Annotated in this window: 28 protein-coding genes; 26 read left to right on the top strand and 2 right to left on the bottom strand. The window is 74.5% G+C overall.

Annotated features, from left to right (window positions below):
- Nucleotides 1–35: 35 nt before the first annotated feature.
- From ftsY to AB0B41_RS33920, 16 genes are all read left to right on the top strand, one after another.
- Entirely contained in the window at nucleotides 36–1646 is a 1611-nt protein-coding gene (gene ftsY, locus AB0B41_RS33845) for a signal recognition particle-docking protein FtsY (RefSeq protein ID WP_358210685.1), read from the top strand.
- A 286-nt stretch (nucleotides 1647–1932) separates the two neighbouring features.
- Nucleotides 1933–3291, top strand: coding sequence for an ammonium transporter (locus tag AB0B41_RS33850; protein ID WP_358210687.1), 1359 nt, complete (start codon nucleotides 1933–1935; stop codon nucleotides 3289–3291).
- 3 nt (nucleotides 3292–3294) lie between these two features.
- The gene (locus AB0B41_RS33855; protein ID WP_037046916.1) at nucleotides 3295–3633 is read left to right on the top strand and encodes a P-II family nitrogen regulator; all 339 of its coding nucleotides are present in this window, start codon (nucleotides 3295–3297) and stop codon (nucleotides 3631–3633) included.
- A gap of 166 nt (nucleotides 3634–3799) precedes the next feature.
- Nucleotides 3800–4138, top strand: coding sequence for a P-II family nitrogen regulator (locus AB0B41_RS33860; RefSeq protein ID WP_358210650.1), 339 nt, complete (start codon nucleotides 3800–3802; stop codon nucleotides 4136–4138).
- Nucleotides 4139–4250: 112 nt separating this feature from the next.
- Entirely contained in the window at nucleotides 4251–6668 is a 2418-nt protein-coding gene (locus AB0B41_RS33865) for a [protein-PII] uridylyltransferase (RefSeq protein WP_358210689.1), read from the top strand.
- A gap of 88 nt (nucleotides 6669–6756) precedes the next feature.
- On the top strand, nucleotides 6757–8037 hold the full coding sequence (locus AB0B41_RS33870; RefSeq protein WP_358210652.1) for an ammonium transporter: 1281 nt from the start codon (nucleotides 6757–6759) through the stop codon (nucleotides 8035–8037).
- Nucleotides 8034–8372: a P-II family nitrogen regulator gene (locus AB0B41_RS33875; RefSeq protein ID WP_358210654.1), complete on the top strand. Its 339-nt coding sequence runs from the start codon at nucleotides 8034–8036 to the stop codon at nucleotides 8370–8372. The genes AB0B41_RS33870 and AB0B41_RS33875 overlap by 4 nt, the downstream gene beginning before the upstream one ends.
- Nucleotides 8373–8620: 248 nt before the next feature.
- Nucleotides 8621–9247, top strand: a complete 627-nt coding sequence (locus AB0B41_RS33880) for an AAA family ATPase (protein WP_358210656.1) — start codon at nucleotides 8621–8623, stop codon at nucleotides 9245–9247.
- Between the two features lie 185 nt (nucleotides 9248–9432).
- Nucleotides 9433–10971: a signal recognition particle protein gene (gene ffh / locus AB0B41_RS33885; RefSeq protein ID WP_358210658.1), complete on the top strand. Its 1539-nt coding sequence runs from the start codon at nucleotides 9433–9435 to the stop codon at nucleotides 10969–10971.
- Between the two features lie 2 nt (nucleotides 10972–10973).
- Nucleotides 10974–12038 (top strand): amidohydrolase family protein, encoded by a 1065-nt coding sequence (locus AB0B41_RS33890; RefSeq protein ID WP_358210691.1) that lies wholly within the window; start codon nucleotides 10974–10976, stop codon nucleotides 12036–12038.
- Nucleotides 12039–12091: 53 nt separating this feature from the next.
- Entirely contained in the window at nucleotides 12092–12931 is an 840-nt protein-coding gene (locus AB0B41_RS33895; RefSeq protein ID WP_358210660.1) for a CPBP family glutamic-type intramembrane protease, read from the top strand.
- Nucleotides 12932–13078: 147 nt separating this feature from the next.
- Entirely contained in the window at nucleotides 13079–13528 is a 450-nt protein-coding gene (gene rpsP / locus AB0B41_RS33900) for a 30S ribosomal protein S16 (RefSeq protein WP_358210662.1), read from the top strand.
- Nucleotides 13525–13764 (top strand): RNA-binding protein, encoded by a 240-nt coding sequence (locus tag AB0B41_RS33905; RefSeq protein WP_013676804.1) that lies wholly within the window; start codon nucleotides 13525–13527, stop codon nucleotides 13762–13764. The genes rpsP and AB0B41_RS33905 overlap by 4 nt, the downstream gene beginning before the upstream one ends.
- Nucleotides 13742–14293, top strand: a complete 552-nt coding sequence (gene rimM / locus AB0B41_RS33910; protein ID WP_358210665.1) for a ribosome maturation factor RimM — start codon at nucleotides 13742–13744, stop codon at nucleotides 14291–14293. The genes AB0B41_RS33905 and rimM overlap by 23 nt, the downstream gene beginning before the upstream one ends.
- A 111-nt stretch (nucleotides 14294–14404) precedes the next feature.
- On the top strand, nucleotides 14405–14620 hold the full coding sequence (locus AB0B41_RS33915; protein WP_037046931.1) for an AsnC family protein: 216 nt from the start codon (nucleotides 14405–14407) through the stop codon (nucleotides 14618–14620).
- A gap of 9 nt (nucleotides 14621–14629) precedes the next feature.
- Complete coding sequence (locus tag AB0B41_RS33920; protein WP_358210667.1) at nucleotides 14630–15196, top strand: Clp protease N-terminal domain-containing protein; 567 nt, start codon at nucleotides 14630–14632, stop codon at nucleotides 15194–15196.
- On the opposite strand, the gene AB0B41_RS33925 is transcribed toward AB0B41_RS33920, so the two are convergent.
- A complete protein-coding gene (locus AB0B41_RS33925) occupies nucleotides 15197–15934 on the bottom strand; it encodes an MgtC/SapB family protein (RefSeq protein WP_358210669.1) in 738 nt (245 codons plus the stop codon).
- Between the two features lie 32 nt (nucleotides 15935–15966).
- Between AB0B41_RS33925 and trmD the strand changes: the two genes are divergently transcribed.
- From trmD to AB0B41_RS33975, 10 genes are all read left to right on the top strand, one after another.
- Nucleotides 15967–16719, top strand: coding sequence for a tRNA (guanosine(37)-N1)-methyltransferase TrmD (trmD, locus tag AB0B41_RS33930; protein WP_358210671.1), 753 nt, complete (start codon nucleotides 15967–15969; stop codon nucleotides 16717–16719).
- Between the two features lie 164 nt (nucleotides 16720–16883).
- A complete protein-coding gene (gene rplS / locus AB0B41_RS33935; protein ID WP_358210673.1) occupies nucleotides 16884–17243 on the top strand; it encodes a 50S ribosomal protein L19 in 360 nt (119 codons plus the stop codon).
- 866 nt (nucleotides 17244–18109) lie between these two features.
- Nucleotides 18110–18964 carry a signal peptidase I gene (lepB, locus tag AB0B41_RS33940; protein WP_358210693.1) on the top strand — a complete coding sequence of 285 codons (855 nt, stop codon included), beginning with the start codon at nucleotides 18110–18112 and terminating at the stop codon, nucleotides 18962–18964.
- A gap of 61 nt (nucleotides 18965–19025) precedes the next feature.
- The gene (locus tag AB0B41_RS33945; protein WP_358210695.1) at nucleotides 19026–19826 is read left to right on the top strand and encodes a ribonuclease HII; all 801 of its coding nucleotides are present in this window, start codon (nucleotides 19026–19028) and stop codon (nucleotides 19824–19826) included.
- Entirely contained in the window at nucleotides 19823–20146 is a 324-nt protein-coding gene (locus AB0B41_RS33950) for a DUF2469 domain-containing protein (RefSeq protein ID WP_037046945.1), read from the top strand. Before AB0B41_RS33945 ends, AB0B41_RS33950 begins: the two co-directional genes overlap by 4 nt.
- 292 nt (nucleotides 20147–20438) lie before the next feature.
- A complete protein-coding gene (locus AB0B41_RS33955) occupies nucleotides 20439–20807 on the top strand; it encodes a YraN family protein (protein ID WP_037047145.1) in 369 nt (122 codons plus the stop codon).
- Nucleotides 20807–22312, top strand: coding sequence for a YifB family Mg chelatase-like AAA ATPase (locus tag AB0B41_RS33960; RefSeq protein ID WP_358210675.1), 1506 nt, complete (start codon nucleotides 20807–20809; stop codon nucleotides 22310–22312). The genes AB0B41_RS33955 and AB0B41_RS33960 overlap by 1 nt, the downstream gene beginning before the upstream one ends.
- Nucleotides 22309–23469: a DNA-processing protein DprA gene (gene dprA / locus AB0B41_RS33965; RefSeq protein WP_358210677.1), complete on the top strand. Its 1161-nt coding sequence runs from the start codon at nucleotides 22309–22311 to the stop codon at nucleotides 23467–23469. The genes AB0B41_RS33960 and dprA overlap by 4 nt, the downstream gene beginning before the upstream one ends.
- A 549-nt stretch (nucleotides 23470–24018) precedes the next feature.
- Nucleotides 24019–25128 (top strand): tyrosine recombinase XerC, encoded by a 1110-nt coding sequence (locus tag AB0B41_RS33970; protein ID WP_358210679.1) that lies wholly within the window; start codon nucleotides 24019–24021, stop codon nucleotides 25126–25128.
- 10 nt (nucleotides 25129–25138) lie between these two features.
- The gene (locus AB0B41_RS33975; protein WP_358210681.1) at nucleotides 25139–26308 is read left to right on the top strand and encodes a FliA/WhiG family RNA polymerase sigma factor; all 1170 of its coding nucleotides are present in this window, start codon (nucleotides 25139–25141) and stop codon (nucleotides 26306–26308) included.
- 13 nt (nucleotides 26309–26321) lie between these two features.
- Here the strand turns inward: AB0B41_RS33975 and AB0B41_RS33980 are convergent, their stop codons facing one another.
- Nucleotides 26322–26732 (bottom strand): M23 family metallopeptidase, encoded by a 411-nt coding sequence (locus AB0B41_RS33980; RefSeq protein WP_358210683.1) that lies wholly within the window; start codon nucleotides 26730–26732, stop codon nucleotides 26322–26324.
- Nucleotides 26733–26875: the final 143 nt, after the last annotated feature.

The following is a 26875-nucleotide window of genomic DNA, read 5'->3' on the forward strand; positions in this document are numbered from 1 at the left end:
CCGAGGGCCGGGCCGCCGCGGGCATCGGGCCGGTCATGCAGGAGGGCCAGCCCAGCTTCTGGACCCTCTACCTGGCGACGGACGATGTCGACGCCGCCCCGGCCGCGCCCGACGAGGCGCAGCAGGAGGCGCCCGAGACCGTCGCGCCGGACACCGCGACCGGGACCGCGGCTCCGGCCGCTCCGACTGCTCCGACCGCGCCGACCGTTCCTTCGGACACCGCTCCGCCCGCCGAGGCGCCTCCCACGGCGCCGGCCGAGGAGCAGGCGCCGGCCGACGGGGCCGCCGCTGCCGCCCCTGCCGCCCCTGCGCCCACCGCGCCGATCGAGCGTCCGCCCGGTGACGAGCTGACCGGCACCGCCGACGACGTCCGCACCCCGCCCCGCGGCCTCCCCACCGGCGGCACCGCGACCGAGGCGCGCACCCCGCCCGAGGGCATCCCCGCCGTCCGGCAGCCGGACACCGCCACCCCGCCGGAGGGCATCCCGGCCGCCGCGGCGCCGACCGCCCCGGCCCCCGAGGCCCCGCCGACGGAGGCGACGACCGAGGCCGCGACCACCGAGGCTCCTGCCGCCGAGGCCCCGACCGCCGCACCCACCACTGCACCCACCACTGCACCCAGCCCAGCACCCAGCCCAGCACCCAGCCCCGAGGCCCCGCCCGCGCCCCCCGCCGCGACCGCGCCGGCGGCGCCGACCGCCCCGCCCACACCCACCGAGGAGATCGCTCCCGCGGAGGGGCGCCTCGAGCGGCTGCGCGGGAACCTCGCCCGCTCCCGCTCCGCGTTCGGCCAGAGCCTGCTCGGCCTGCTCGGCGGCGGTGAGCTCGACGAGGAGTCGTGGGAGGACGTCGAGGCCACCCTCCTGCAGGCCGACCTGGGCCCGGAGATGACCGCCGAGCTCGTCGAGATCCTGCGCGACGAGTTGGCCCGCCGCGCCGTCCGCACCCCGGACCAGGCCCGCCAGCTGCTCCGCGAGGTCCTCACCGAGGCCCTGGAGACCGAGGCGAACCGCTCGATCCGCGCGCTGCCGCATGACGGGCGCCCGGGCGTCCTGCTCGTCGTCGGGGTCAACGGCACGGGCAAGACGACCACCACCGGCAAGCTCGCGCGCGTGCTCGTCGCGAGCGGCCGGCACGTCGTCCTGGGGGCGGCCGACACCTTCCGCGCCGCCGCGGCCGAGCAGCTCACGACGTGGGGCGAGCGGGCCGGCGCCGCCGTCGTCCGGGGTCCCGAGGGGGCCGATCCGGCCGCCGTCGCGTTCGACGCCGTCAAGCGCGGCACCGCCGACGGCGCCGACGCCGTCATCCTCGACACGGCAGGCCGGCTGCACACCAAGACCGGCCTGATGGACGAGCTGGGCAAGGTCAAGCGCGTCGTCGAGCGGCAGTCCGAGGTCGACGAGGTGATCCTCGTGCTCGACGCCACGACCGGCCAGAACGGGCTGATCCAGGCCCGCGTGTTCGGCGAGGTCGTGAAGGTCACCGGCATCGCGCTGACGAAGCTCGACGGCACGGCGAAGGGCGGCATCGTCTTCCGCGTGCAGCGCGAGCTCGGCGTCCCGGTGAAGCTCGTGGGTCTCGGCGAGGGTCCGGACGACCTGGCCCCGTTCGAGCCGAAGGCCTTCGTCGACGCCCTGCTGGGCTGATCTCAGACGATCCCGCCGCGCCGGGGATGATCACCATCCGTGATGTCCCCGGGGCAAAGGGCACGAAACGGTCACATTTCCCGTCACGCTGCGCGCACGAGCGGCCACGGCCGGGAGGGGAAACCTGGATGTAACCCGCGGGGGGACGGGGTTCATCCCCCGGAAACATAGTGCGATCTTCCCGGAAACATCCCGCTTCGATTATTCCGGCACCTGCCGCGCCGAGGGTGCGGCCGAAACGGGAGGGAGATCCGTGGACGCGTTCAGCAGCGGCGATACCGCGTGGATGCTCACCAGTACCGCGCTGGTGCTGTTCATGACGCCTGGGCTCGCGCTCTTCTACGGCGGAATGGTCCGTAGCAAGAGCGTGCTCAACATGATGATGATGAGCCTGTCCTCGATGGGGCTCGTCGGCGTCCTGTGGGTGCTCTACGGCTACTCGCTGGCCTTCGGCAACGACATCGGCGGCGGCCTGCTCGGCAGCCCGACAGAGCACTGGGGCCTCAAGGGCCTCTTCGTCGGCAACTACGTCGCCACGGACGCGGCGCCCGACGTGAGCTTCCCGCTCGTCGGCTCGATCCCGGCGCTCGTGTTCGTCGGCTTCCAGGCCACCTTCGCGATCATCACCGTCGCCCTCATCTCGGGTGCGGTGGCCGACCGCATGAAGTTCGGTGCCTGGCTGCTCTTCGCCGGCATCTGGGCGACCGTCGTGTACTTCCCGGTCGCACACTGGGTGTTCTCCTTCGACGGGGTCACCGCCGAGACCGGCGGCTGGATCGCCAACCAGCTCAAGGCGATCGACTTCGCGGGTGGTACCGCGGTCCACATCAACGCCGGTGTCGCGGCCCTGGCGCTGGCGATCGTCGTCGGCAAGCGCCGCGGCTGGCCGCGCGAGCCCATGCGCCCGCACAACCTGACCCTGGTCATGCTCGGCGCCGGCATCCTGTGGTTCGGCTGGTTCGGCTTCAACGCCGGTTCGGCCGTCGGCTCCTCGGGCCTCGCCGCCTACGCGATGATCAACACCATCATCGCCACCTGCGCCGCGATGCTCGCCTGGCTGCTCGTCGAGCGGATCCGCGACGGCAAGGCCACCAGCCTCGGCGCCGCGTCCGGTGTCGTCGCCGGTCTGGTCGCGATCACCCCGGCCTGTTCCTCGGTCTCGCCGCTCGGCGCGATCGCGGTCGGTGCCATCGCCTCGGCGCTGTGCGCCCTGGCCGTCGGCCTGAAGTTCCGCTTCGGCTACGACGACTCGCTCGACGTCGTGGGCGTCCACCTCGTCGGCGGCATCGTCGGCACCGTGCTCATCGGCTTCTTCGCCGACCCGGGCTCGGGCGCCGCGGTGGCCGGGCTGTTCTACGGCGGCGGTGTCGACCAGCTCTGGCGCCAGGTCGTCGGTGCGCTGGCGGTGCTCCTCTACTCGGGCATCCTGACCTTCGTCATCGCGCTGATCGTGAAGGCCGTCTTCGGCGGCAGGATCCGCATCAGCGACGAGGACGAGTCGACCGGTATCGACGAGACCGAGCACGCCGAGACCAGCTACGACTTCTCCAGCCACCGCGGTCTGGCCGGGGTCGCGGGCACGCCGCGCCCGGACGCCGCCACCCCGCAGGCGGCCGCGCACGTCGCCGCAGGCAAGGAGAGCTGAGCCGTGAAGCTGATCACCGCCATCGTGAAGCCGTTCGTGCTGGAGGACGTCAAGGGCGCCCTCGAGCAGATCGGGGTCCTCGGGATGACCGTCTCCGAGGTGCAGGGCTACGGCCGGCAGAAGGGTCACACCGAGGTCTACCGGGGTGCGGAGTACTCCGTGGACTTCGTGCCGAAGGTCCGGGTGGAGGTCGTCGCGGACGACGCCCTCGCGGACAAGGTGGTCGACGCGGTCGTCGAGGCCGCCCGCACCGGCAAGATCGGCGACGGCAAGGTCTGGGTCGCCCCGGTCGAGACCGTCGTCCGGGTCCGCACCGGCGAGCGCGGGACCGACGCGATCTGACGGACCGCCCGACGGCAGCCGCCCGATCGGTCGGGGCCCGCCGTGCCACCCGGCACGGCGGGCCTCCGGCGTCTCTCGAGGGGCGTCTGATTCCTCCCGTTTCGTCCCCCCGGGGCCGGGCGGGTGCCGTCGGTCCGACCGACCCACCACCGATCGGAGAACCGTGATGATGCTCGTGACCGCGATCGTCAAACCCTTCGCGCTCGACGACGTCCGGGCCGGCCTCGAGCGGCTGGACGTGGCGGGGATGACCGTCAGCGAGGTGACCGGCTACGGCCGGCAGCGGGGGCACACCGAGGTCTACCGCGGCGCCGACTACCAGATGGACTTCGTGCCCAAGGTGCGGATCGAGATCGTCGTCGACGACTCGGTGGTCGACAAGACGGTCGACGCGGTCGTGCAGGCGTCGCGCACGGGGAAGATCGGTGACGGGAAGGTGTGGGTCGTCCCGCTCGAGACGGTGGTGCGGGTCCGGACCGGGGAGCGGGGCCCGGACGCGCTGTGAGTCTCGTGGCGGTGCCGTCCGTGGCGGTCGTACCGGGGTCGGGGACGCCCCTGTCGGGGTGGAGCGGAGCCGGCCGCGGGCCGGCAGTAACGAGGGCGGGTCGGTGACGGCAGTGGGATCGGGTCCGGGATCGGGTTCTGGGTCGGCGGGACCGGCGTCCGGTTCGGCGGACGATCTCGTCCGGGCGAAGGCCGTGCTGCTGGACCGCCAGAACGGCCGGCGGCGGCTCGCCCCGGACGCGCTGCGGACCGCGCTGGTCGACCTGCACGACTTCTGGCTGTCGTCGCGGTGCGCCGCGATCGGGATCTCGGACCGTGCGGCGCTGGTCGCCGTCGGGGCGCTGGGGCGGCGCGAGCTGGCCCCGTACTCGGACCTCGACCTCGTGCTGCTGCACGACGGGCGCAAGGACGTCGACCGGCTCGCCGACCAGCTCTGGTACCCGCTCTGGGACGCCGGCATCGGGCTGGACCACTCGGTCCGCACCCCCGGCCAGGCGGTCCAGGTGGCCGCGACCGACCTGCGGGCCGCCTACGGGCTGCTCGAGCTGCGGCACATCGCGGGCGACCCGGCGCTGTCGGAGAAGGTGAAGCAGGCCGTCCGGCAGGCGTGGCGGGCCGGCATGCGCAACCGCTTCGACGAGATCGCCGACTCCGCCCGGGACCGCTGGGCCAAGGTCGGCGACGTGGCACACCGCATCGAGCCCGACCTCAAGTCGGGGCACGGCGGGCTGCGCGACGTCCAGCTCCTCGACCATCTCGCCGCCGCGCAGCTGCTCGACCGGCCCTCCGGTGAGGTCACCGAGGCCCGGATGCTGCTGCTCGACGTGCGCACCGAGCTGCACCGGATCGCCGGGCGCGCGCGGGACGTGCTGCGCGCCCAGGACGCCGACGAGATCGCCTCGACCCTCGAGCTCGGCGACCGCTTCGACCTGGCCCGGGCGATCTCCGGGGCGGCGCGGGCCGTCGCGTTCTCCGCCGAGGTCGGGCTGCGGGCCGCCAAGGCCGCGCTGCCGCGCCGCGGGCTCTCCGCGCTGCGCCGCGCGCCGGTCCGGCGGCCGCTGGACTCCGGCGTCGTCGAGCACGCCGGCGAGGTCACGCTCGCCCGCGACGCCGCCGCCAACCGTGATCCCGCCCTCGTGCTGCGCGTCGCCGCGACCGCCGCGCGCACCGGCCTGCCGGTCGCCGCCGGCACCCTCCACCGGCTGGCCGAGACCGCCCCCGAGCTGCGCGAACCCTGGCCGCGGGCCGCCCTCGGCGAGCTGCTGTCCCTGCTCGGCACGGGTGAGGGCATGGTCGACGTGATCGAGGCGCTCGACCGGACCGGGCTGTGGGGGCGGCTGTTCCCCGAGTGGGGCGCGGTCCGGGACCTGCCGCCGCGGGACCGGGCGCACATGTGGACGGTCGACCGGCACCTCGTCGAGACCTGCGCGCAGGCCGCCACGCTCACCACCCGCGTCTCGCGTCCGGACCTGCTGCTGGTCGGGGCGCTGCTGCACGACATCGGCAAGGGCCGCGGCGGCGACCACTCCGAGGTGGGGGAGTCGCTCGCACTGCAGATCGGGCGGCGGCTCGGGTTCGGCGAGCGGGACGTCGAGACGCTCGGCGCGATGGTCCGTCACCACCTGCTCCTGCCGCACACCGCCACGCGCCGCGACCTCGACGACGCGGCGACGCTCACCCGGATCGTCGAGACCCTCGACGGGAACCCGCTGCTGCTCGACCTGCTCGACGCCCTGGCCGAGGCGGACTCGCTGGCCACCGGGCCGGGTGTGTGGAGCCCGTGGAAGCGGGCGCTGATCCGGGACCTCACCGGCCGGGTCCGCGCGCTGATGATCGGCGAGCCGCTGCCCGGGCCCGTCCGGATCGCCGACACGGCCGAGCAGGCCGCGGCCGAGGTCGTCGCGGGCGTGGAGAAGGAGGGCAAGCCGCAGCTGCGGCTCATCTCCGACCAGGACCTCGCGACGGTCGTGATCGGCACACCGGACCGGCCGGGGGCGCTGTCCGCCGCGGCGGGCGTCCTGGCGCTGCACTCGCTCGAGGTGCACGCGGCCTCGGTCACGACCGAGGGCGAGGTGGCGGTGTCGAGCTTCGCCGTGTCGCCACGGTTCGGCGGGCTGCCCGACCCGGCCGTCGTGCGGCACGACCTCGGCCGGGTCCTCGACGGCACCCTCGGGCTCGCCGAGGCGCTGGCCCGCAAGGAACGCGACTACGCCCCGACCACCGAGGCGGTGGAGCGGACCGCCCCGCCCCGCGTGCTCTGGTTCGACGACGAGGCCACCGGAGCCGTCGTCGTCGAGCTGCGGGGGCAGGACCGGATCGGGCTGCTGCACCGGGTCGCCGCGGCCCTCGAGGACTCGGGGCTCGACATCCGGTGGGCCCGCGTGGCCACCCTCGGCGCGTCGGTCGTCGACTCGTTCGGGGTGTCCGGCCCCGGGCCCGACGGACAGGTGCCCCGCACCGACCGTCGGCGCATCGAGCAGGCGGTCCTCGCCGCGACGGGGAAGGCCCGCGCAACCTCCGCGAAACGCTGAGGCCGAGCCGTTTCATGCCGTCGTAACATCCCGAAACATTCGGGAAACACAGGGTACGGATCATGCTCCCGGCCGACGGCGAGGGAGCGTGATGGACACCGGGAACACGGCGTACGTGCTGGGCTGCGCGGCGCTGGTCATGCTGATGACGCCGGGCCTGGCGTTCTTCTACGGCGGCATGGTCCGTGCCTCCAGCGTGCTCAACATGATGATGATGTCGCTGGTCAGCCTGGGCGTGATCGGGCTGGTCTGGGTGCTCGTCGGGTTCTCGCTGGTGTTCGGCGACTCGCACGGCGGGCTGATCGGCGGGTTCGAGTTCGCGGGGCTGCGCGAGGTCGACCTCGTGGTCGGCGGGGTGCCGGTGCAGGCCTTCGCGATGTTCCAGCTGATGTTCGCCGTGATCACCGGGGCCCTGCTGTCCGGGGCGATCGCCGACCGGGCCCGGTTCTGGCCGTGGACGCTCTTCGTGGCCGGCTGGACCCTCGTCGTCTACGTGCCCCTCGCGCACTGGATCTTCGCGTTCGACGGCGCGGTGTCCGGGCAGGGCGGCTGGCTCGCCAACACCCTGCACGCGCTCGACTTCGCCGGCGGGACCGCCGTCGAGATCAACTCGGGGGCGTCGGCGCTGGCCCTCGCGCTGGTGCTGGGGAAGCGGCGGGGCTGGCCGCACGAGCCGATGCGCCCGCACAACCTGCCGTTCGTGCTGCTGGGCGCGGGCCTGCTGTGGTTCGGCTGGTTCGGGTTCAACGCCGGATCCGCCCTGGCCGCCGGGGCGGTGGCGAGCAACGCCTTCGTCACGACCATGACCTCGGCCGCCGCCGCGGTCGTCGCCTGGCTGGCGCTCGAGCACCGGCTCGACGGCCGGCCCACCAGCCTCGGCGGCGCGTCCGCCGCGATCGCGGGGCTGGTGGGCATCACGCCTGCCTGCGGGTACGTCGACACCTTCGGCGCACTGCTGATCGGGGTCGCCGCGGGCGTCGTCTGCCAGCTGGCGATCCGGCTGAAGTACCGGCTGGGCTACGACGACTCGCTCGACGTCGTGGCCATCCACGGCGTCGGCGGCATGGTCGGCCTCGTCCTGATGGGGTTCGTGGCCACCGCCGCGGTCAACCCGGCAGGGCGGGACGGCTTGTTCTACGGCGGCGGGTTCGGCCTGCTCGGCGCCCAGGTGGTCGCGATCCTGGTCGCGGCGGGGTGGGCCTTCGCCGGCAGCGCCGGGCTCGCGTGGCTGGTGCGGCGGACCATCGGCTTCCGGGTGCCGGAACACGTCGAGACCGGCGGGATCGACGAGGCCGAGCACGCCGAGAGCGCCTACGAGTACTCGCCGCTGCGCACCCGCGGCTCGGGACCGGAGAGGAACTGGACATGAAGCTGGTGACGGGGATCGTCAAGCCGTTCGCGCTCGGCGACGTCAAGGAGGCGCTCGAGCAGCTCGGCGTCCTGGGCATGACGGTGACCGAGGTGCAGGGCTTCGGCCGGCAGAAGGGCCACACCGAGGTCTACCGGGGCGCGGAGTACGCCGTCGACTTCGTGCCGAAGATCCGCGTCGAGGTGGTGGTCGACGACGCGGTGGCCGACCGGGTCGTCGACGCCCTGGTCGACGCCGCCCGCACCGGCAAGATCGGCGACGGCAAGGTGTGGGTCACCCCGGTCGAGACGATCGTCCGCGTCCGCACGGGAGAACGCGGCACCGACGCCCTCTGAGGACACGTCGGCACCGCGAGTCGCGCTCCCGTCCCGGCGAGTCGCGCTGTCGCCCCCCGCGAGTCGGCACTTCCGGCAGCGCGAGTCGGGGGTTCCGGCAGCGCGAGTCGGGGGTTCCGGCAGCGCGAGTCGGCAGTTCCGGGCGGCCGACTGCGCGATAGCGGGAGGTCGGGGAGCCGGAAGCTGTGGCGGCGCTGTGCGGAACCGGGTGGGCGGAACGAACGGGCGGAACCGGACGTTGGGTGCCCATGACCCTCGCGACCGTGCCCGGCGACACCCCGCCCCGCCCGCTGCCCCTCCCGCCGGGGCCCGGGCTCGCCGCCGGAGGCGCCGCGGCGCCGGTTCGACTGTCGGTGCCGGGCCGCGCGCTGGTGCTGGTCGCGGGCGTGCCCGGCGCCGGCAAGAGCACGCTGCTGCGTCGCATGCCGCAGCGGCCGGGGCTGCGGGTGCTGGACTCCGAGACCCAGCGTGACCTCCTGACGCGCGTCCTGCCGGGGGTGCCGTACCCGCGGATCCGGGCGCTGGTGCACCTCCTGCACCGGGTGGCCGCGGTGCTGGCCGCGACGGGCTCCGCCCGCGTCGTCGTCGTGCACCTGCCGGCGACGTCGACGCGGCTCCGGCGCCTGGTCCGCGGCCTGGCCCGGCTCACCGGTCGCGCGGCCTACCTCGTCTGGATCGACGCGGCGCCCGAGGAGGCGTTGCGCGGGCAGTCCGACCGCGGCCGCATGATCCAGAGCCGGTCCTTCGCCCGCCACGTGGGCCGGGCCGACGGCGTCGCGGCCCGGATCGGTGCGGGCACCCTGGGCGAGCAATGGGTACGGGCGATCTCCCTCGACCGCCCCACGGCCGCACGCGGTCTCGCCGTGACTCCCTGAATCGCAGACTCGGTCGTCCGGAACTGCCGACTCGCGGTGCCGGAACTGCCGACTCGCGGTGCCGGAACTACCGACTCGCGGAATCCCGGAGCGCGACCCGCCGGGGGCGAGGGCGCGACTCGCGGGGTGCGGGGACGGGTGCAGGGGTCTGCGTCCCGGGGGCGGGGCCACGTAGACTCGCTGGGGTGTTCGACACCCTGAGCGACCGCCTGTCCGGAGCGCTGCGCGACCTGCGCGGCAAGGGCCGGCTGTCCGACGCCGACATCGACACCACGGCGCGCGAGATCCGCATCGCGCTGCTCGAGGCCGACGTCGCGCTGCCGGTGGTGCGGTCCTTCATCACCCGGGTCAAGGAGCGGGCGAAGGGTGTCGAGGTCTCGCAGGCGCTGAACCCGGCGCAGCAGGTCGTCAAGATCGTCAACGAGGAGCTCATCGGCATCCTCGGCGGCGAGACCCGCCGGATCGCGCTGGCCAAGGAGCCGCCGAGCGTCGTCATGCTCGCGGGTCTGCAGGGTTCCGGTAAGACGACCCTCGCGGGCAAGCTGGCCCGCCATCTCAAGGACCAGGGCCACACCCCCCTCCTGGTCGCCTGCGACCTCCAGCGGCCCAACGCCGTGAACCAGCTGCAGATCGTCGGCGAGCGCGCCGGGGTGCCGACCTTCGCGCCGGAGCCGGGCAACGGCGTCGGCGACCCGGTCGACGTCGCGCGCCGCGGTGTGGCCTTCGCGCGCGAGAAGCAGTACGACATCGTCATCGTCGACACCGCGGGCCGCCTGGGTGTCGACGCCGAGCTGATGCAGCAGGCCAGCGACATCAAGGCGGCCGTGCAGCCGAACGAGACGCTGTTCGTCGTCGACGCCATGATCGGTCAGGACGCGGTGGCCACGGCCGAGGCGTTCCGGGACGGGGTGGGCTTCTCGGGTGTCGTGCTCACCAAGCTCGACGGCGACGCCCGCGGTGGTGCCGCGCTGAGCGTCCGCGAGGTGACCGGCCAGCCGATCCTCTTCGCGTCTAACGGCGAGAAGCTCGAGGACTTCGACGTCTTCCACCCGGACCGGATGGCCAGCCGGATCCTGGGCATGGGCGACCTGCTCACCCTGATCGAGCAGGCCGAGCGGGTCTTCGACGAGGAGCAGTCGCAGAAGGCAGCGCAGAAGATCTCCACGGGCGAGCTCACCCTCGAGGACTTCCTCGAGCAGATGCTCGCCATCCGCAAGATGGGGCCGATCGGCAACATCCTGAACATGCTTCCCGGCGCCAACTCGGCGCAGATGAAGGAGGCGCTCGCCCAGGTCGACGACAAGCAGCTGGACAAGCTGCAGGCGATCATCCGCGGCATGACCCCCGCCGAGCGGGACGATCCGAAGATCATCAACGGGTCGCGGCGGCTGCGTATCGCGAATGGCTCCGGCGTCACCGTCTCGGACGTGAACGACCTGGTCAACCGCTTCTTCGAGGCCCGCAAGCAGATGAAGATGATGGCGGGCCAGTTCGGCTTCGGCGGCGGGCGCTCGGCCACCCGGAAGCAGGCGAAGAACAAGCGCAAGGCCAAGCAGGCGAAGAAGGGCGGCCGCCCGAACCGGCAGCCGGCCGCGGCGAACCCCTTCGGCGCCGACCTCTCGCAGATGCCGCCGAGCCTGCAGCAGATGCCGCCCGGCCTCGACCAGCTCCCGCCCGGTTTCGACCCGTCGAAGCTGAACTTCGGGAACAAGAAGGGCAAGTAGTGCTGCACCTGCGCGGCACCGTCCTCCCGGACGGTGGCACGGACCTGTACGTCGACGACGCCGGCCAGGTCAGCGCGGAGCCCCTGCCCGGCGCGGAGGTCGTCGACGCGCCGTTCATCCTCCCCGGGCTGGTCGACGCGCACTGCCACGTCGGGATCGCGACCGGCGGTGCGCCCGCCGACCTGGCGGAGTGCGAGGAGCAGGCGGTCGTCGAGCGCGGCGCGGGCGCGCTGCTGCTGCGCGACTGCGGCTCGCCCACGGACACCTCGCCGCTGCGCGGCCGCGTGGACCTCCCGGAGATCATCCGGGCGGCCCGGCACCTGGCCCGGCCCAAGCGGTACATCTCCGGACTGTCGATCGACCTCGACGACCCGGCCCTGCTGCCCGACGCCGTCGCCGAGCAGGCCGCCGCGGGCGACGGCTGGGTGAAGCTCGTCGGGGACTGGATCGACCGGGGGATGGGCGCCGACGCCGACCTCACCCCGCTCTGGCCGGACGACGTGCTGAAGGCCGCCGTCGACGCCGCGCACGCGGCCGGGGCCCGGGTGACCGCGCACGTCTTCGGCACGGAGGCCCTGCCCGGGCTGATCGGCGCCGGGATCGACTGCATCGAGCACGGCACCGGCCTCACGGACGAGCTCATCGCCGAGATGGCGGAGCGCGGGACCGCGCTGGTGCCCACGCTGATCAACGTCGACACCTTCCCGGGGATCGCCGACAAGGCCGGCAGGTACCCGGCCTACGCCGAGCACATGCGGGAGCTGCACCGCACCGCCCGGGACACGGTCGGCCGGGCGCTCGACGCCGGCGTCCCCGTCTTCGCCGGCACGGACGCCGGCGGCGGTATCCGGCACGGCCGGATCGCCGACGAGATCGAGGCGCTGCGGCAGGCCGGCCACCCCGACGCCGTGGGCGCCGCCTCCTGGACCGCCCGCCGCTGGCTGGGACGGCCGGGCCTCGAGCCGGGCGCGCCCGCGGACCTGGTCGTGTACCGGGAGGACCCGCGGCGGAACCCGGCGGTCCTGCGCGACCCGGTGTTGGTGCTGCTCCGGGGCCGGCGGTACTGAACCCGGTGCCCGGCGGGGGCGCCGTGCGCGCCCGCGCCCGGTAGCGTCGTGTCGTGGGCCAGCCCGACTCGACCCCGGACCCGCCGTCCGCGCCGTCCGCGCCACCGCCGACCGGCCCGTTCCCGTCCGCCCCGCCGTCGTACCCGCCGCAGCAGGCGCCGATCGGCGCACCGGAGCCGCCGGCCTCCGAGGACCCGCCCCCGCACCGCTGGGGGATCGGGGCGTACGTGCTGGTCGAGATCCTGTTCCTCGGCTCGTCGTTCCTGATCGCCGCGCTGCTGGTCGATCCCGAGGGGCCGTCGGTCGCCGCGGTGATCCTCGGGCTGTCCGTGCCGACGGTGCTGGCGGCGGCGTCGGCGCTGCTCATCACCCGGGTCCGCGGCAACGGTCCGCGGGTCGACCTGGGCCTGAGGTGGAGCGCCCGGGACGTCGCGGCCGGCCTGCTGTGGGGCCTCGGCGGCCTCGTCGTGAGCGTCCCGGCGTCGCTGGTCTACGTGGCGATCGTCGGGCCGGACAACGCGACCACGGCCGTCGGGCAGGCGTTCGACGGCATCCGGGTCGGCTGGCCGGTCGCGCTCGGGGTGTTCCTGCTGGTCGCGTTCGTGGCACCGGTCTGTGAGGAGATCGTCTACCGCGGGCTGCTGTGGGGCGCGGTCACCAAGCACGGGGCGAACCGGTGGGTGGCCTTCGCCATCACCACGCTGCTGTTCGCGATGGCCCACTTCGAGCTGACCCGCACGCCGTTGCTCCTGGTCGTGGCGCTGCCGATCGGGCTGGCCCGGGTGTTCACCGGGCGGCTGCCGGCGAGCATCGTGGCCCACCAGGTCAACAACCTGCTGCCGGCGCTCGGACTGGCGCTCGCGCTGACCGGAGGGGTGCCCGCGTCCCTGTAGGCGTCTGGCAGAATGGTGCGTCGGGTCCGTGGCCGGCCCTCTACCGATGCCGCGGCCGGGAGCAGTCGAGTGAGCGAGCCGTACCCCCACGCGGTCCTGCGCTGACTCACGAGCAGCACACACGATCCGCGAGGAGCACCGAGAAGCGTGGCCGTCAAGATCAAGCTGATGCGTCTGGGCAAGATCCGTCAGCCGTACTACCGCGTCGTCGTCGCCGACTCGCGCACCCGCCGCAGCGGGCGCGCCATCGAGACGATCGGCAAGTACCACCCGAAGAGCGAGCCGAGCCTGATCGAGATCGACTCGGAGCGCGCGCAGTACTGGCTGGGCGTCGGCGCGCTGCCGACCGAGCCGGTGCAGCACCTGCTCGAGATCACCGGCGACTGGCAGAAGTTCAAGGGCCTGCCGGGCGCCGAGGGCACCCTCAAGCCGCAGCCGGAGAAGGTCGACAAGCTGGCGCGATTCAACGCCGCCCTGGCCGCCGCGGGCGAGGAGCCGACCACCGAGGCCACCACGCCGAAGAAGAAGGCCGCCAAGGCCGAGAAGTCCGACGAGGCCCCCAAGGCTGACGAGGCGGCGGAGTCGACCGAGTCGTGAGCGTTCTGGCGGACGCCCTGGAGCACCTGGTCCGGGGCATCGTCGACCACCCGGACGACGTCCGGGTGGACCTCGTCACGAACCGCCGGGGCCGCACGCTCGAGGTCCGGGTGCATCCCGAGGACCTGGGCAAGGTCATCGGTCGCGGCGGGCGGACCGCCACCGCGCTGCGCACCGTGATGGGGGGCATCGGCGGACGGGGTGTGCGGGTCGATGTCGTCGACACCGACCGGTAACAGCACCGAACTCCTCGTCGGGGTCGTCGCGCGCGCCCACGGCCTGCGCGGCGAGCTGGCGATCGAGGTGCGCACGGACTCGCCGGAGGTGCGCTTCGCCGCCGGGTCGGTGCTGCGCGCCCGCCGCCGCGGCGCCCCGGACGCGACGCTGACCGTGGAGAGCAGCCGTCCCCACTCGGGGCGGCTGCTCGTCCGGTTCGCGGAGGCGGCGGACCGCACGGCCGCCGAGGAGCTGCGCGGCACCCAGCTGCTGGTGCCGACCGCCGAGCTCGCCCCGCCGGAGGACCCGGAGGAGTTCCACGTCCACCAGCTCGAGGGCCTGCGCGCCGAGCTGCCCGACGGCACCGTGCTCGGGACCGTGCGCGAGGTCGTCCTCGGTCCGGGCGGCGACCTGCTGGCCGTCGCCCGCGAGGGCCGGCCAGACGCGCTGGTCCCGTTCGTCACCGAGATCGTCCCGACGATCGACCTCGAGGGCGGGCGCGTGGTCGTCGACCCGCCCGAGGGCCTGCTGGACCTCGACACCCCCTGACCTGCGCCTGATCCGGACCGAGAGGCCCCGTCGCACCGCGGCGGGGCCTTTCTCGTGCCCTCTGCGTCAACCAAGGTTGACGACCGCCCGCCGTCAACGTAAGTTGACGACATGACAGATGCGACGGCGGTGGCCGCGGCGGCGTCCAGCAAGGACCCGCACGTCGGCCTGGCGGCGGTGGCGGCGCTCCGGGCGTTGCAGGAGTCGCTCGAGGAGCTGCAGGTGGGCAACGCCCGGGCCCAGGGCTGGTCCTGGGCCCAGATCGCGGGCGTGCTTCAGGTGAGCAAGCAGGCGGTGCACAAGAAGTACCGGCGGCTCGGGTACTAGGGAGACGCGATGTTCGAACGATTCACGCAGGCGGCCCGCCGCGCGGTGGTGCTGGCCCAGGAGGACGCGCGCGAGCGCAGGCAGGTGCAGATCCGGACCGAGAACCTGCTCCTCGGCCTCTACGACGCCCCCGCGACGCCGGAGTCGACGGCCGCGGCGCTGCTGCGCAGGGCCGGTGTCGAACGGGCCGACGTCGCCGCGGAGATCACGCGGCTGCCCCGCGCGGAGGGCGCCCTCGACGCGGAGAAGCTGGCCCTGCTCGGCATCGACCTCGAGGAGGTGCGCCGGCAGGCGGAGGAGGCGTTCGGGCCGGGCGCGCTCGACCGGACGCGGGCCGGCAAGCAGCGCCGGATGTTCGGGCACATCCCGTTCGACGACTCGTCGAAGAAGGCGCTGGAGCTCTCCCTGCGCGAGGCGCTGCGGCTCAAGCACAAGGAGATCGGCAGCGAGCACGTCCTGCTCGGCCTGCTGCACGCCGAGGGCGGGGCCCGGGACCTGCTGGCGGCCCGCGGCGTCACGCTCGACGGCATGCGCTCCGCGGTCGAGGGGCTCGGCCGCGGCGAGGCGAGCGGCTGATCACTCCTCCTCGTCGAAGGTGTCCTCGTGCCCCGTGCGGGCGGAGCGAACGCCCTCGACCTCGGCGAGCTCGCCGGCCAGCGCGGTGAGATCGCCCCGGCCCGCGAGCCGGAGGGTGACGGCGGCGACCCGGGCGCCGTCGTCGCTCACGCTCTCCCGCGCGATCGCGAGGTCCTGCACCGCCCACCCGCGCCGGGTGCACAGCTGCAGGACCGTGCGGAGGATGCCGCGGCCGTCGGCGTAGCGGAGCCGCAGCACCGGGGGGTCGCGGCGGTGCCGCTGGGTCGCGCGGGCCAGGGGCAGCAGGCCGCGGGTGACCACGAAGTGCCCGGCGGTCGCGGCCACGGCCAGGACGGGCAGGCCGGCCCCGCACGCGGTGCCGATGCCGGCGGCGAGCCAGACGGTGGCCGCCGTCGTCAGACCGCGGACGACGTCCTGTCGGACGAAGATCAGTCCGCCGCCGATGAACCCGATGCCGGAGACGATCTGCGCGCCGATCCGGGACGGGTCGAGGGCGACGTGCTCGGTGCCGAGCAGGTCGCCGAACCCGTACTTCGACACCAGCATGAACACCGCCGCGCCCACCCCGACCAGGGTGTGCGTGCGCAGGCCCGCACTCTTCGCGCCCGCCTCGCGCTCCAGTCCGATCACCGTGGTCAGGACCAGTGCGAGCAGCACCGGGAGCACGAGGGACCACTGCCCGCCGGAGGACCACAGCGAGGACAGGCCGGTGGGCACCTCGGCACCTCCCCTTTGGCAGGATCCGCTCGGTGCGGATCGACGTCGTGACCATCTTCCCGGGCTACCTTGCCCCGCTGCGCGAGGCGCTGCTGGGTCGGGCGGTCGAGAAGGGCCTGATCGATGTCCGGGTGCACGACCTGCGGCACTGGACCCACGACGTCCACCAGGCCGTCGACGACGCCCCTTACGGCGGCGGCCCCGGCATGGTGATGAAGCCCCAGGTGTGGGGCGAGGCGCTCGACGAGGTGCTGGCGGGCGGGCCGGCGCGGCTCGTCGTGCCGACTCCGGCCGGGCGACCGTTCACGCAGGCCACCGCGCGGGCCTGGGCGGGGGAGGAGCGGCTGGTCTTCGCCTGCGGCCGCTACGAGGGCATCGACCAGCGCGTGGTCGACCACTACGCGGCCCGGATGCCCGTCGACGAGGTCAGCATCGGCGACTACGTGCTGGTCGGCGGCGAGGTGGCGGTGCTGGTGATGGTCGAGGCCGTCGTCCGGCTGCTGCCGGGTGTGCTCGGCAACCCGCGCTCGGCGGCCGAGGACTCCTTCTCCGACGGCCTGCTCGAAGGTCCCTCCTACACCCGGCCCGAGGTGTGGCGGGACCTGCCGGTGCCGGCGGTGCTGCGCAGCGGGAACCATGCCGCCGTCGACCGCTGGCGGCGCGACCGCGCCCTCGAACGCACGGCCGAGCGGCGCCCCGATCTCCTCGCCGCGCTGCCCGAGGGGGCCCTGGACGCGGCCGACCGCGCGGTGCTCGATACCCTGGGGGCAGCGGAGCGGGGCTGACCGGCCCCACCGGTGTCACCCGGCCGGAACCCGTCTGGCACTATGGACGGGTTGCCACGGGCCGACGAACGTGTGTCGGCGCCTCCCATCGGGGACTGGTGCCCCTGCCCGAGCCCTGGCACACACGCTTGCACGACGAACATTGGACGAGGACGGACCGCGCGATGAACACCCTGGACGACCTGGACGCACAGATCCTGCGCTCCGACATCCCCAGCTTCCGGCCGGGTGACACGCTCAAGGTGCACGTGAAGGTCATCGAGGGCAGCCGCTCCCGGGTCCAGGTGTTCCAGGGCGTCGTCATCCGGCGCCAGGGCGCCGGTGCCCGCGAGACCTTCACGGTCCGCAAGGTGTCGTTCGGCGTGGGCGTCGAGCGCACCTTCCCGGTGCACACCCCGAACATCGAGAAGATCGAGGTCGCGACGCGGGGTGACGTGCGTCGCGCCAAGCTCTACTACCTCCGTGACCTGCGCGGCAAGGCCGCCAAGATCAAGGAGAAGCGCGAGACCCCGAGCGCGTCCTGAGCCCGTCACCCCTTCGAGACGCGGCCCTGACGTAGCCTCACCACGTGGCGTCACCCGAGCTCCCCGACGACCGCCGCGCCCCGTCGCGGCGGTACGGGCCCACGGACCCGTCCGACCCCCGGTCGGGCGGTGGCGCTCCCGTCGGTGAGGTGCCCGCGCGGCGCGTTCCCGGTACCGGACCCGCCGGCGCGCCCTTCCCGGGGCCGCGGGGCGGGTTCGAGGGGCGTGGGCCGGGCGGGAACGGACAGCCCCCGTCGAACGGTCAGCCTCCGTCGAACGGGCCGATCTCCTCGAACGGGCCGATCTCCTCGAACGGGCCGATCTCCTCGAACGGGCACGCCCCGTCGAACGGGTACGGACCGCAGAACGGGTACGGACCGCAGTCCGCGCAGGTTCCGCAGAACGGGCACGGTCAGGCGCCGCCGAACGGGCGGGGCCCGCAGTTCCCGGGCCCGGCGTCGTCGGCGCAGTACGGCGGTCCGCACAACGGGCGGCCCCCGTCGAACGGCCTCCCGGCGAACGGGGAGCGGCCCTTCCGCCCCGCCGGCCCGCCGCCCGGGCCTCCGCCGCCCGCGCACAGCAGTCCCGGCTTCCGGCCGGTCGGCGCCCCGCTGGGTGGTGCGCCGGACCCCCGCCGCGGCGCGCCCCGGCGCCCCCTCGACGACGACCGCCCCACGGACGTCGTCGGCATGCCGCCTGTGCCCGCGGAGGCGGACGCGGAGGTCACCGAGGAGACCGCGCCGGCCGACGGCGTCGTCGAGCCCCAGCGTCGGGTCGACCCCTCCGCCGCCGAGTCCGACGGCGTCCCCGGCCGGCACCGCCGGCGCGCTGGCGCCACGTCCGGCAGCCATCCCGCGTCGGACTACGTGCCGAAGCGCGGTCCCGGCGGCAAGAAGCCCCGCTCGGGGCGGCGCCGGCGCAACACCTTCTGGAAGGAGCTCCCGCTCCTCGTCGGTGTGGCGCTCGTCCTCACCATCCTCATCCAGGCGTTCCTGGCCAAGGTGTACGTGATCCCGTCGGGCTCGATGGAGACCACGCTGCACGGGTGCACCGGCTGCAACAACGACCGCGTGCTCGTCGACAAGGTCACCTACCGGTTCGGCGACCCGCAGCCCGGGGACGTCGTCGTGTTCCGCGGGCCGGACTCCTGGGTCAACACCGAGTTCACGGTCGACGAGCCCACCAGCACGTTCGGCGAGGTCGTCCAGCAGTTCCTGTCCCTGATCGGGCTCGCGCCGCCGGACGAGAAGGACTTCGTCAAGCGCGTGATCGCCGTCGGCGGGCAGACGGTCTCCTGCTGCGACTCCCGCAACCGGGTCATGGTCGACAACCAGCCGCTCGACGAGCCCTACATCTACTACCTGCCCGAGGCCGGGCCGGCGCGGCAGATCCCGTTCGGCCCGATCACGGTGCCGCAGGGCGAGCTGTGGGTGATGGGCGACAGCCGCAACAACTCGTCGGACTCCCGCATCGACGGTCACGGGCCCATCCCGGTCGACAACGTCATCGGCAAGGCCCGGATGAAGGTGCTGCCGGTCAGCCGGTTCGGCTTCATCGACAGCACGAACCCGCAGCAGTCGCAGGCGACCGCCCTCGGGGTCGCCGGGGACGGCGCGTCGCTCGCCCTGGGGGTGCTCGGTGTGGTGCCGTTCTGGCTGCTCCGCAGGAGATCCCTGCTGGCGGCCGAGGAGGAGTTCCTGCCCCGCCGACGTCGAACCTGAGGTGGCTGCACCCGTCCAGCGGCCCGCCCGCCGCCCCCGCCGGAAGCGTCCCGCCGAGCTCCTGCCCCCGGGGTGGAAGCCCGGCCGGGCGACCGTGCGCGCGTCCGCCGGCACGTGGACCCTGCAGAGCACGCTGCAGCGGCACGGCCTCGGCCCGGTCGCGGGCGTCGACGAGGCCGGCCGCGGGGCCTGCGCCGGTCCGCTCGTGGTCGCGGCGTGCGTGCTGCGCCCCGGGGACGCCAAGCGGCTCGAGGGCCTGACCGACTCCAAGATGCTCACCCACGCCGTGCGCGAGGAGTTCTACTACCGGATCCTGCGCCGCGCCGAGGACTTCTCGGTGATCGTGATCCCGCCCGCCGAGGTGGACCGGCGCGGGGTGCACGTCGCCAACATCGAGGGCATGCGCCGCGCCGTCGCGGGCCTGAGCCACCCCCCGGGCTACGTCCTCACCGACGGCTTCCCCGTCCGCGGGTTCGGCCGGCCGAGCCTCGCCGTGCCCAAGGGCGACCTGACGGCGGCCTGTGTGGCGGCGGCGTCGGTGCTGGCCAAGGTGACCAGGGACCGGCTGATGGTCGAGCTGGACGGGCAGTACCCGCAGTACCGCTTCGCCGAGCACAAGGGCTACTGCACGCCGGTGCACGACGCCGCCCTCGCCGAGCACGGGCCGTGCCCCGAGCACCGGTTCTCGTTCGTGAACGTCGCCTCGGTGGCCCGCGTCGGCGATCGGGTGGCCTTGGTCCAGAATGGGGCGGCCGGCGAGGAGACCGGGGACATCGAGGACGCGGAGTTCGCCGTGGACGACGAGGCACTCCTCGTCGGGGACGCGGGCGAGGACAGGGTCGCAGGGGGAGTGGAGTCGTGAGCGCCGAGGATCTCGAGAAGTACGAGACCGAGATGGAGCTCACGCTCTACAAGGAGTACCGCGACATCGTTTCCCAGTTCTCGTACGTCGTGGAGACGGAGCGGCGCTTCTACCTGGCCAACTCCGTCGACGTCGCGCCCCGCAACGCGGACGGCGAGGTCTACTTCGAGGTCCGGATGTCCGACGCGTGGGTCTGGGACATGTACCGGCCGGCGCGCTTCGTGAAGAACGTCCGGGTGGTGACGTTCAAGGACGTCAACATCGAGGAGCTCGACAAGCCGGACCTGCGGTTGCCCGAGGGCGACCAGTTCGGCCACTAGGCCGTGTCTCTCAGCCCGGCGCCGCCGGGCCCCGGTGATCCACGTCGTTCCCGGCAAGGCAGCCGGGCCGCCCTCATACCGGGCGTATTCGGGTGGCCCGGCAACGCCGGCGGGGACGGCGTGGACGCCGGGAGCGGTGGTGCCGGGTTGGGCGACACGGCCTAGCACCTCACCCCGACGGTTCCGGTCGTCCCGGCCGTCGGCACCGGCGGTTGTCCACCGTCCGCGGCTCCTGTGGAGCACTTTCCGCGTTCCGCCCCACGGGTCGGTGCGGGCGGAGATCGTGTCCGGCATGGCAGCCAAGGACGAGCTCGGCCGCCGCGGCGAGGACGTCGCGGTCGAGTACCTCGAACGCAAGGGCCTCGTCGTGCTGTCCCGGAACTGGCGGTGCCGGGAGGGCGAGATCGACGTGGTGGCAACCCAGCGGGAGCGGGACGGCACCCGCCTGGTGGTCTGCGAGATCAAGACCCGCTCCGGCACCCGGTACGGCGAGCCCGCCGAGGCCGTCACCGGGCTCAAGGCCCAGCGCATCCGGCGGGTCACCAAGGCCTGGCTCGCGGCGCACCACGTGGCGTGGTGCGAGATCCGGTTCGACGTCGTCGCGGTGCTGATGCGCCCCGGCCGGCCGGTCACCCTCGAGCACTACGAGGCGGCGTTCTGATGGCGCTCGCCCGGGGCTGGTCCGTGGCGCTGCACGGCGTCGAGGGCGTACCCGTCGAGATCGAGGCGCTGGTGGGCGGCGGGATCCCCGGCGTCCAGATCGTCGGGCTGGCCGACACCGCGCTGCAGGAGTCCGTGCACCGGATGCGGTCGGCCGTCGTGAACTCGGGCCGGGAGTGGCCGTCGGTGCGGATCCTGCTCGCGCTCTCCCCGGCCACGTTGCGCAAGACCGGGTCCCGCTTCGACCTGGCCCTCGCCTGTTGCGTCCTGGCCGGTGCGGGCGTGGTCGACCCCGACCGGCTGGGAAGCACCGTGCTGCTCGGCGAGCTCGCCCTCGACGGCCGGGTGCGGCCCGTGCGTGGGGTCCTGCCGAGCGTCCTCGCGGCGCGATCGGCCGGTCTGCGCCGGGTGGTGGTACCGGTCGCCGCGCTCGAGGAGGCAGGCCTGGTCGACGACGTCGACGTCTACGGGGCAACCACGCTCGACCAGGTCGTCGGCTGGTTCGCCGGGGAACGTGAGCTGGACCGGCCGCTGGGGCCCCCACCCACCCCGCCCGCCGCGGTGCCCGATCTGGCCGACGTCGTGGGCCAGCCGGACGCGCGCCGCGCGCTCGAGGTCGCCGCGGCGGGCGGGCACCATCTGCTGCTCGTCGGCCCGCCGGGCACGGGCAAGACCATGCTGGCCCGGCGGATCGTCGGGCTGCTGCCGGAGCTCAGCCGGGACGAGGCGCTCCAGCTGGCGTCGGTCCGCTCGGTGATCGGGGAGGCGGGTGGCGACCCGCTGAGCCGCGTCGCCCCGTTCGTCGCGCCGCACCACTCCTCGTCCATGGCGGCATTGCTCGGTGGCGGGAGCGGGCTGGCCCGGCCCGGCGCCGTGTCGCTCGCGCACCGCGGGGTCCTGTTCCTCGACGAGTGCGCGGAGTTCCAGCCCCATGTGCTCGACGCGCTGCGCACGCCGCTCGAGGAGGGGGAGGTCCGGCTGGCCCGGGCGGACGGGAGCGTGCGATATCCCGCGCGGTTCCAGCTCGTCCTCGCGGCCAACCCGTGCCCGTGCGCGCCGGCGCGGGACCGGGACTGCATCTGCACGTCGATCGTGCGGCGGCGGTACCTCGGGCGGCTGTCCGGCCCGCTGCTCGACCGGGTCGACCTGCGGGCCCGGATGGTCCCGGTCACCGAGATCGGCGGTGTCGGCGCGGGGGAGGAGGACACCGCCACGGTCCGCGCGCGGGTGCTCGCCGCCCGGGCGGCCGCGGCCGCCCGCTGGTCGGCGCACGGGTGGCGGACCAACGCCGAGGTCCCCGGCCCCGCGCTGCGGCGCACCTTCGGCCTGCCCCGCGCCGTCGTCCGGCCGCTGGAGGAGCGGATGCGGGCGGGCGAGCTGTCCGCGCGCGGCGCGGACCGGGCGCTCCGGGTCGCGTGGACGCTCGCCGATCTGGCGGGCGCGACGTCGCCGGATCGGGAGACCGTGGACAACGCGCTGTACTACCGCGAGCGGGGTGCGGCGTGACCGCCACGGCGCCCCGTCCGGTCGTGGTGGCCGAGGAGGTGCTGCGGGCGCGGGCGTACCTGCTGCGGGTCGCCGAGCCGCCCGCGCGCCACACCGGGAGGCTGGTCGACCTGCTCGGCCCGGTCGCGGCGGCCGACGCGGTCCGGCGCGGCGACGTCCCCGAGCGCGTGGCGGACGAGACCTCCGCGCGGCGCGCGGCGGACCGGATCGACGCCGACCTCGGCGCGGCGGCGGCCTGCGGTGCGCGGCTGCTCGTCCCCGAGGACCCTGACTGGCCGCAGTGGCCGTTCGCGTGCTTCGGTCTGACGGGCAAGAAGGACCTGGCGCCGCCGCTGGGGTTGTGGGTGCGGGGGAGCGGTTCGCTGGCCGATCTCACGGACCGCGCGGTCGCGATGGTCGGTGCCCGCGCCGCCAGCGGCTACGGCACGCACACCGCCGCCGAGCTCGCTGCCGGGCTCGCCGCGGTTGGCCAGACGGTCGTGTCGGGTGCGGCGATCGGGATCGACGGCGCCGCCCACCGCGGGGCCCTGGCGGGTGGCGGGCCCACGATCGCCGTGCTGGCGTGCGGGCTCGACCGGGCCTACCCCACGTCCCACGCCGGGCTGATCGACCGCGTCGCCCGCCACGGCCTGGTGGTGTCCGAGTACCCGCCGGGCGCGGTCCCGGCGCGGCACCGGTTCCTGGTGCGGAACCGGCTCATCGCGGCGCTGTCGGTGGGCACGGTGGTGGTCGAGGCGGCGCTGCGCAGCGGGGCGCAGCGCACGGCGTCCGACGCCCGCGAGCTCGGCACGGTCCTCATGGCCGTTCCGGGGCCGGTGACCTCGGCGGCCTCCGCGGGCTGCCACGAGCTGATCCGGCAGGGCGCCCTCCTGGTCACCCGGGCCGAGGAGATCACCGAGGCGACCGGGCGGCTGGGGGTGGAACTGGCCCGCGAGCCGGAGCGGCCGCAGCGGCGCACGGACGTCCTCGACGAGACCCAGGCCCGGGTGCACGACGCCCTGCCCCCACGTGCCGCCCGCGACATCGCCTGGCTGGCGGTCGAGGCGGGCCTGGAGCCCGACACCGTCCGCTCCGCGCTGGTCGAGCTGGAGCGCCGCGGCCTCGCCGAGTTCCACGAGGGCCGTTGGCAGCGGTCGGTGGGAGAGGGTGGTGGATGAGGGCTGTGGGGAGGAGAGCCGGCCGGTGCGCCTCGCCCATGATCACCGCGTGCGGTACGTCCCGGCCACTCGTGGCCGCGGAGCACCGCAGGTGGTGATCATGACGGCGAGCGGGCTCGGGTGGCACCGCCGATCCGGCCAGGTCGGCTCGCGATGCGGAGACGACGGTGCGTGCCTGGCGATCACGATCAGCAGGGTGCTGCAGCCGTGAGGTCGTGCCCTCTGTCCGCGGTCGCGGCCCCCACCGCTGCGAAGGTCGCGTGTGCGGAGACAGTTCCGCGGGGGCGGCCTCTACCTGTGATCATCGCGTGCGGTACATCCGGCCGTTGACGGCCGCCAGGTACCGCAGGTGTGATCACCAGAGCGGTGCCCTGGGTCCGAGACGGGCGAGATGAGCACCAGTGCTGTGCAGGGCACCCGTGAGAGCGCTGGTGCTCATCTCGGCGTGCGGAGCGGTCGAGTGCGCAGGAGGGTGAGGCGCGGACGGGTCGGTGGAGGCGACCGGCGTGGGTCGTTGACCCGGGCTCGCCCGGCACGCACCGTCGACGGATGGCCTCGTCCGATCGTGAGACCCCGCCGGAGGACCGGTCCGAGGCCGGGTGCGTCGACCCGAACGGAAGCGAGGCCGCGGGCCAGCGCGGTGATCCGACCGGGAGCGAGGCCGCAGACGAGATCGCCGATCCGGCCGGCGGCGAGGCCGCGGACCGGAGCGCCGGCGCCACCGGAGGCGTCGAGGCGGGCGTCGGCCCGTCGGGGCGCGCGCTGGTGGCGGAGGTCGACAAGGCCGTGGACCGGTTCCTCCGGCACCTCGAGCTGGAGCGGGGCCGGTCCGCCCACACCGTGCGGGCCTACCGCTCGGACCTCGTCGGGATGCTGGGCGGTTTGCCGTCCCTCGCGGCGCTCGACCTGGCCCACCTGCGCCGGCGGCTGGGGGAGGCACACTGCGCGGGGACGAGCCGGGCCACGCTCGCCCGGCGGGCGGCGGCGGTGCGGACCTTCACCGCGTGGGCGGTGCGCAACGGGGTGCTCGCGAGCGACCCCGGGGCGCGGCTGAGCTCGCCCAGGTCCCGGGGCGAGCTGCCCGATGTGCTGCGTGCGGACCAGGCCGCGGCGGTCCTCGACGCGGCGGTCTCGGGCGCGGCCGAGGAGCACCCGGAGGCCCTCCGCGACCTCGCGCTGCTCGAGGTGCTGTACGCGACCGGGATCCGTGTGGGCGAGGCCTGCGGACTCGATGTCGACGACGTCGACGACGAGCGCCGCACCCTGCGCGTCCTCGGCAAGGGCGACAAGGAGCGGACCGTGGTGTTCGGGGTACCCGCGGCCGACGCACTGCGACGCTGGCGAGCGCTCGGCCGGCAGGCACTGGCGCGTCCGGGCTCGCCGCCTGCGCTGTTCCTCGGCGTCCGCGGAGGGCGGTTGGATCCCCGTGTCGCGCGCACGATCGTGCACCGCGCGATGGCGGCGCTACCCGGTGCGCCGGACATCGGGCCGCACGGCTTCCGGCACGCCGCGGCGACACACCTGCTCGACGGCGGCGCTGACCTTCGTTACGTACAGGAATTGCTCGGTCACGCTACGCTGTCAACCACTCAGCTCTACACGCACGTGACCGTCGACCGTCTGAAGGTGGTCCATGACCAGGCTCATCCCCGGGCATGACGCTCCGGACGTGGAGTCTGCGCAGGTCACGCGGCAGGTCGGCGGCCTGGCAGGGGCGCTGGCCACGGCCCTGACCACCGCGGACGCGCCCACGGTCGCCGAACGCAGGGTGTCACTGCGGGCGGTCCCGGCCGGGTCCGGGGTGTCACCGGACGTGGCGGGCGGTGCGGAGTCGAACCTCGGCGGCCCGCACCGCGCAGCCGAGCACGTCGCACTCGTCGCGCCCCTTCGGAAGCACACGCCCGACACGCCCGACCCCGTCGCCCGTCCCCCGATCGGGCACCGCGGCTCGGCGAACGGCACGCCCGGTCCGCAGCTCCCGCCCGTCGACCCGGACGGCACGCCCGGCGCCGCCCTGCTCACCGCGCAGGAAACCCTCGCTGTGGGCGAGGCGCCCGGGGCGGCGTCCGCCGGCACCTCCGAGGGCGAGGCGTCGGCCGCCGACATCACCTCGACCCTCTGGGCGGACTTCCTCGTGAGCCGCGCGCCGGCCGCGCGGGACCGGCTCGTGATCCATTACCGGGCGCTCGTGCGCGGGGTCGCGGGCAGGATGGCCGGCGGCCTGCCGGCCCACGTCGACGCCGCCGACCTGGTCCAGGTCGGGATGTTCGGGCTGATCGAGGCCGTCGAGCGGTTCGAGCCCGAGCGCGAGGTCCGGTTCGAGAGCTTCGCCGCGCAGCGGATCCGCGGCGCCATGCTCGACGAGCTGCGCGCCCAGGACTGGGTGCCGCGCACCGCACGGGCCCGCCGCCGCGAGGCCGAGCGGGCGCGTGAGCGGCTGGAGACCCGACTCGGCCGCACGGCCGACGACCGGGAGATCGCCGACGAGCTGGGCGTCGGACTGCGCGAGCTGCGCGGGATGCTCCAGCACCGGCAGCTCGTGAGCGTGGAGGCGCTCGAGTCGGGCGGCGAGGTGCAGGTGTCCGTCGCGGAGCTGGTCGCGGACGAGTCGGCCCCGGACCCGGTGGAGGTCGTGGAGCACGGCGAGACGGTGCGCGAGCTCGCCCTCGCCGTGGGCGCCCTGGGGGAGCGGGATCGCGAGGTCGTGCGCCTCTACTACCTCGAGAACCGGACGCTCGCCGAGATCGGCCGCCTGCTCGGCGTGACCGAGTCGCGGGTCTGTCAGCTGCACTCCCGCCTGGTCACGCGCCTGCGCACCCGCCTGACCGAGCCGGCCTGAGCGCGCGGAACACTCAGCCCGGCCACGGGTCGGGGAGCGGCAGCAGCCGGACGTGCCGCGGCCGCAGCAGCACCAGCGGGTCCATGTACTCCGACGTCGAGCGCACGCCGCGCCGCACACCCCAGTGCAGGCAGGCCTCGGCCGGACACCCGGAGTGGCCGGCCTCGAGCACGCCGATCGGGTCGCCCCTGGCCACCCGCACCCCGACGGCGACGGTGCCGGTGACCGGCTCGTAGGTCGTCCGCAGCCCGTCGGCGTGCTCCACCGATACCACGCCGCGCCCCGCCACGGGACCGGCGAACACGACGACCCCGTCCCGCGCCGCGAGCACCGCCTGTCCTACGCCCCCGACCAGGTCGGCGCCGCGGTGCCCGCGGCCGTAGCGGAAGGGCGGCTGGTCGAACGGCCGCGCGACCGCAGGCATCGGCGCGAGCGGCCACCCGTACTCCACCCCGGGCGCGAGCTCGTCGGCCGGTTCCCCGGCCGCCGGTCCCGAGGCCGCCGTCGTGCGCGTCGGCTTCGCCGTCTCCGCCTTCTACGGGATCGGGATCGCGCTCTACCTCGTCG

The sequence above is a fragment of the Pseudonocardia sp. NPDC049154 genome, assembly GCF_040648315.1.
GTDB lineage: Bacteria > Actinomycetota > Actinomycetes > Mycobacteriales > Pseudonocardiaceae > Pseudonocardia.

Excerpts from the sequence above, each read along its gene's own strand:
- ftsY (WP_358210685.1), top strand. The coding sequence starts at position 36 with ATGCAGGAGGGCCAGCCCAGCTTCTGGACCCTCTACCTGGCGACGGAC.
- AB0B41_RS33850 (WP_358210687.1), top strand. The coding sequence starts at position 1,933 with ATGCTCACCAGTACCGCGCTGGTGCTGTTCATGACGCCTGGGCTCGCG.
- AB0B41_RS33860 (WP_358210650.1), top strand. The coding sequence starts at position 3,800 with ATGATGCTCGTGACCGCGATCGTCAAACCCTTCGCGCTCGACGACGTC.
- AB0B41_RS33875 (WP_358210654.1), top strand. The coding sequence starts at position 8,034 with ATGAAGCTGGTGACGGGGATCGTCAAGCCGTTCGCGCTCGGCGACGTC.
- AB0B41_RS33880 (WP_358210656.1), top strand. The coding sequence starts at position 8,621 with ATGACCCTCGCGACCGTGCCCGGCGACACCCCGCCCCGCCCGCTGCCC.
- rimM (WP_358210665.1), top strand. The coding sequence starts at position 13,742 with ATGTCGTCGACACCGACCGGTAACAGCACCGAACTCCTCGTCGGGGTC.
- AB0B41_RS33915 (WP_037046931.1), top strand. The coding sequence starts at position 14,405 with ATGACAGATGCGACGGCGGTGGCCGCGGCGGCGTCCAGCAAGGACCCG.
- AB0B41_RS33920 (WP_358210667.1), top strand. The coding sequence starts at position 14,630 with ATGTTCGAACGATTCACGCAGGCGGCCCGCCGCGCGGTGGTGCTGGCC.
- rplS (WP_358210673.1), top strand. The coding sequence starts at position 16,884 with ATGAACACCCTGGACGACCTGGACGCACAGATCCTGCGCTCCGACATC.
- AB0B41_RS33955 (WP_037047145.1), top strand. The coding sequence starts at position 20,439 with ATGGCAGCCAAGGACGAGCTCGGCCGCCGCGGCGAGGACGTCGCGGTC.
- AB0B41_RS33960 (WP_358210675.1), top strand. The coding sequence starts at position 20,807 with ATGGCGCTCGCCCGGGGCTGGTCCGTGGCGCTGCACGGCGTCGAGGGC.
- AB0B41_RS33970 (WP_358210679.1), top strand. The coding sequence starts at position 24,019 with ATGGCCTCGTCCGATCGTGAGACCCCGCCGGAGGACCGGTCCGAGGCC.
- AB0B41_RS33980 (WP_358210683.1), bottom strand. The coding sequence starts at position 26,732 with ATGCCTGCGGTCGCGCGGCCGTTCGACCAGCCGCCCTTCCGCTACGGC.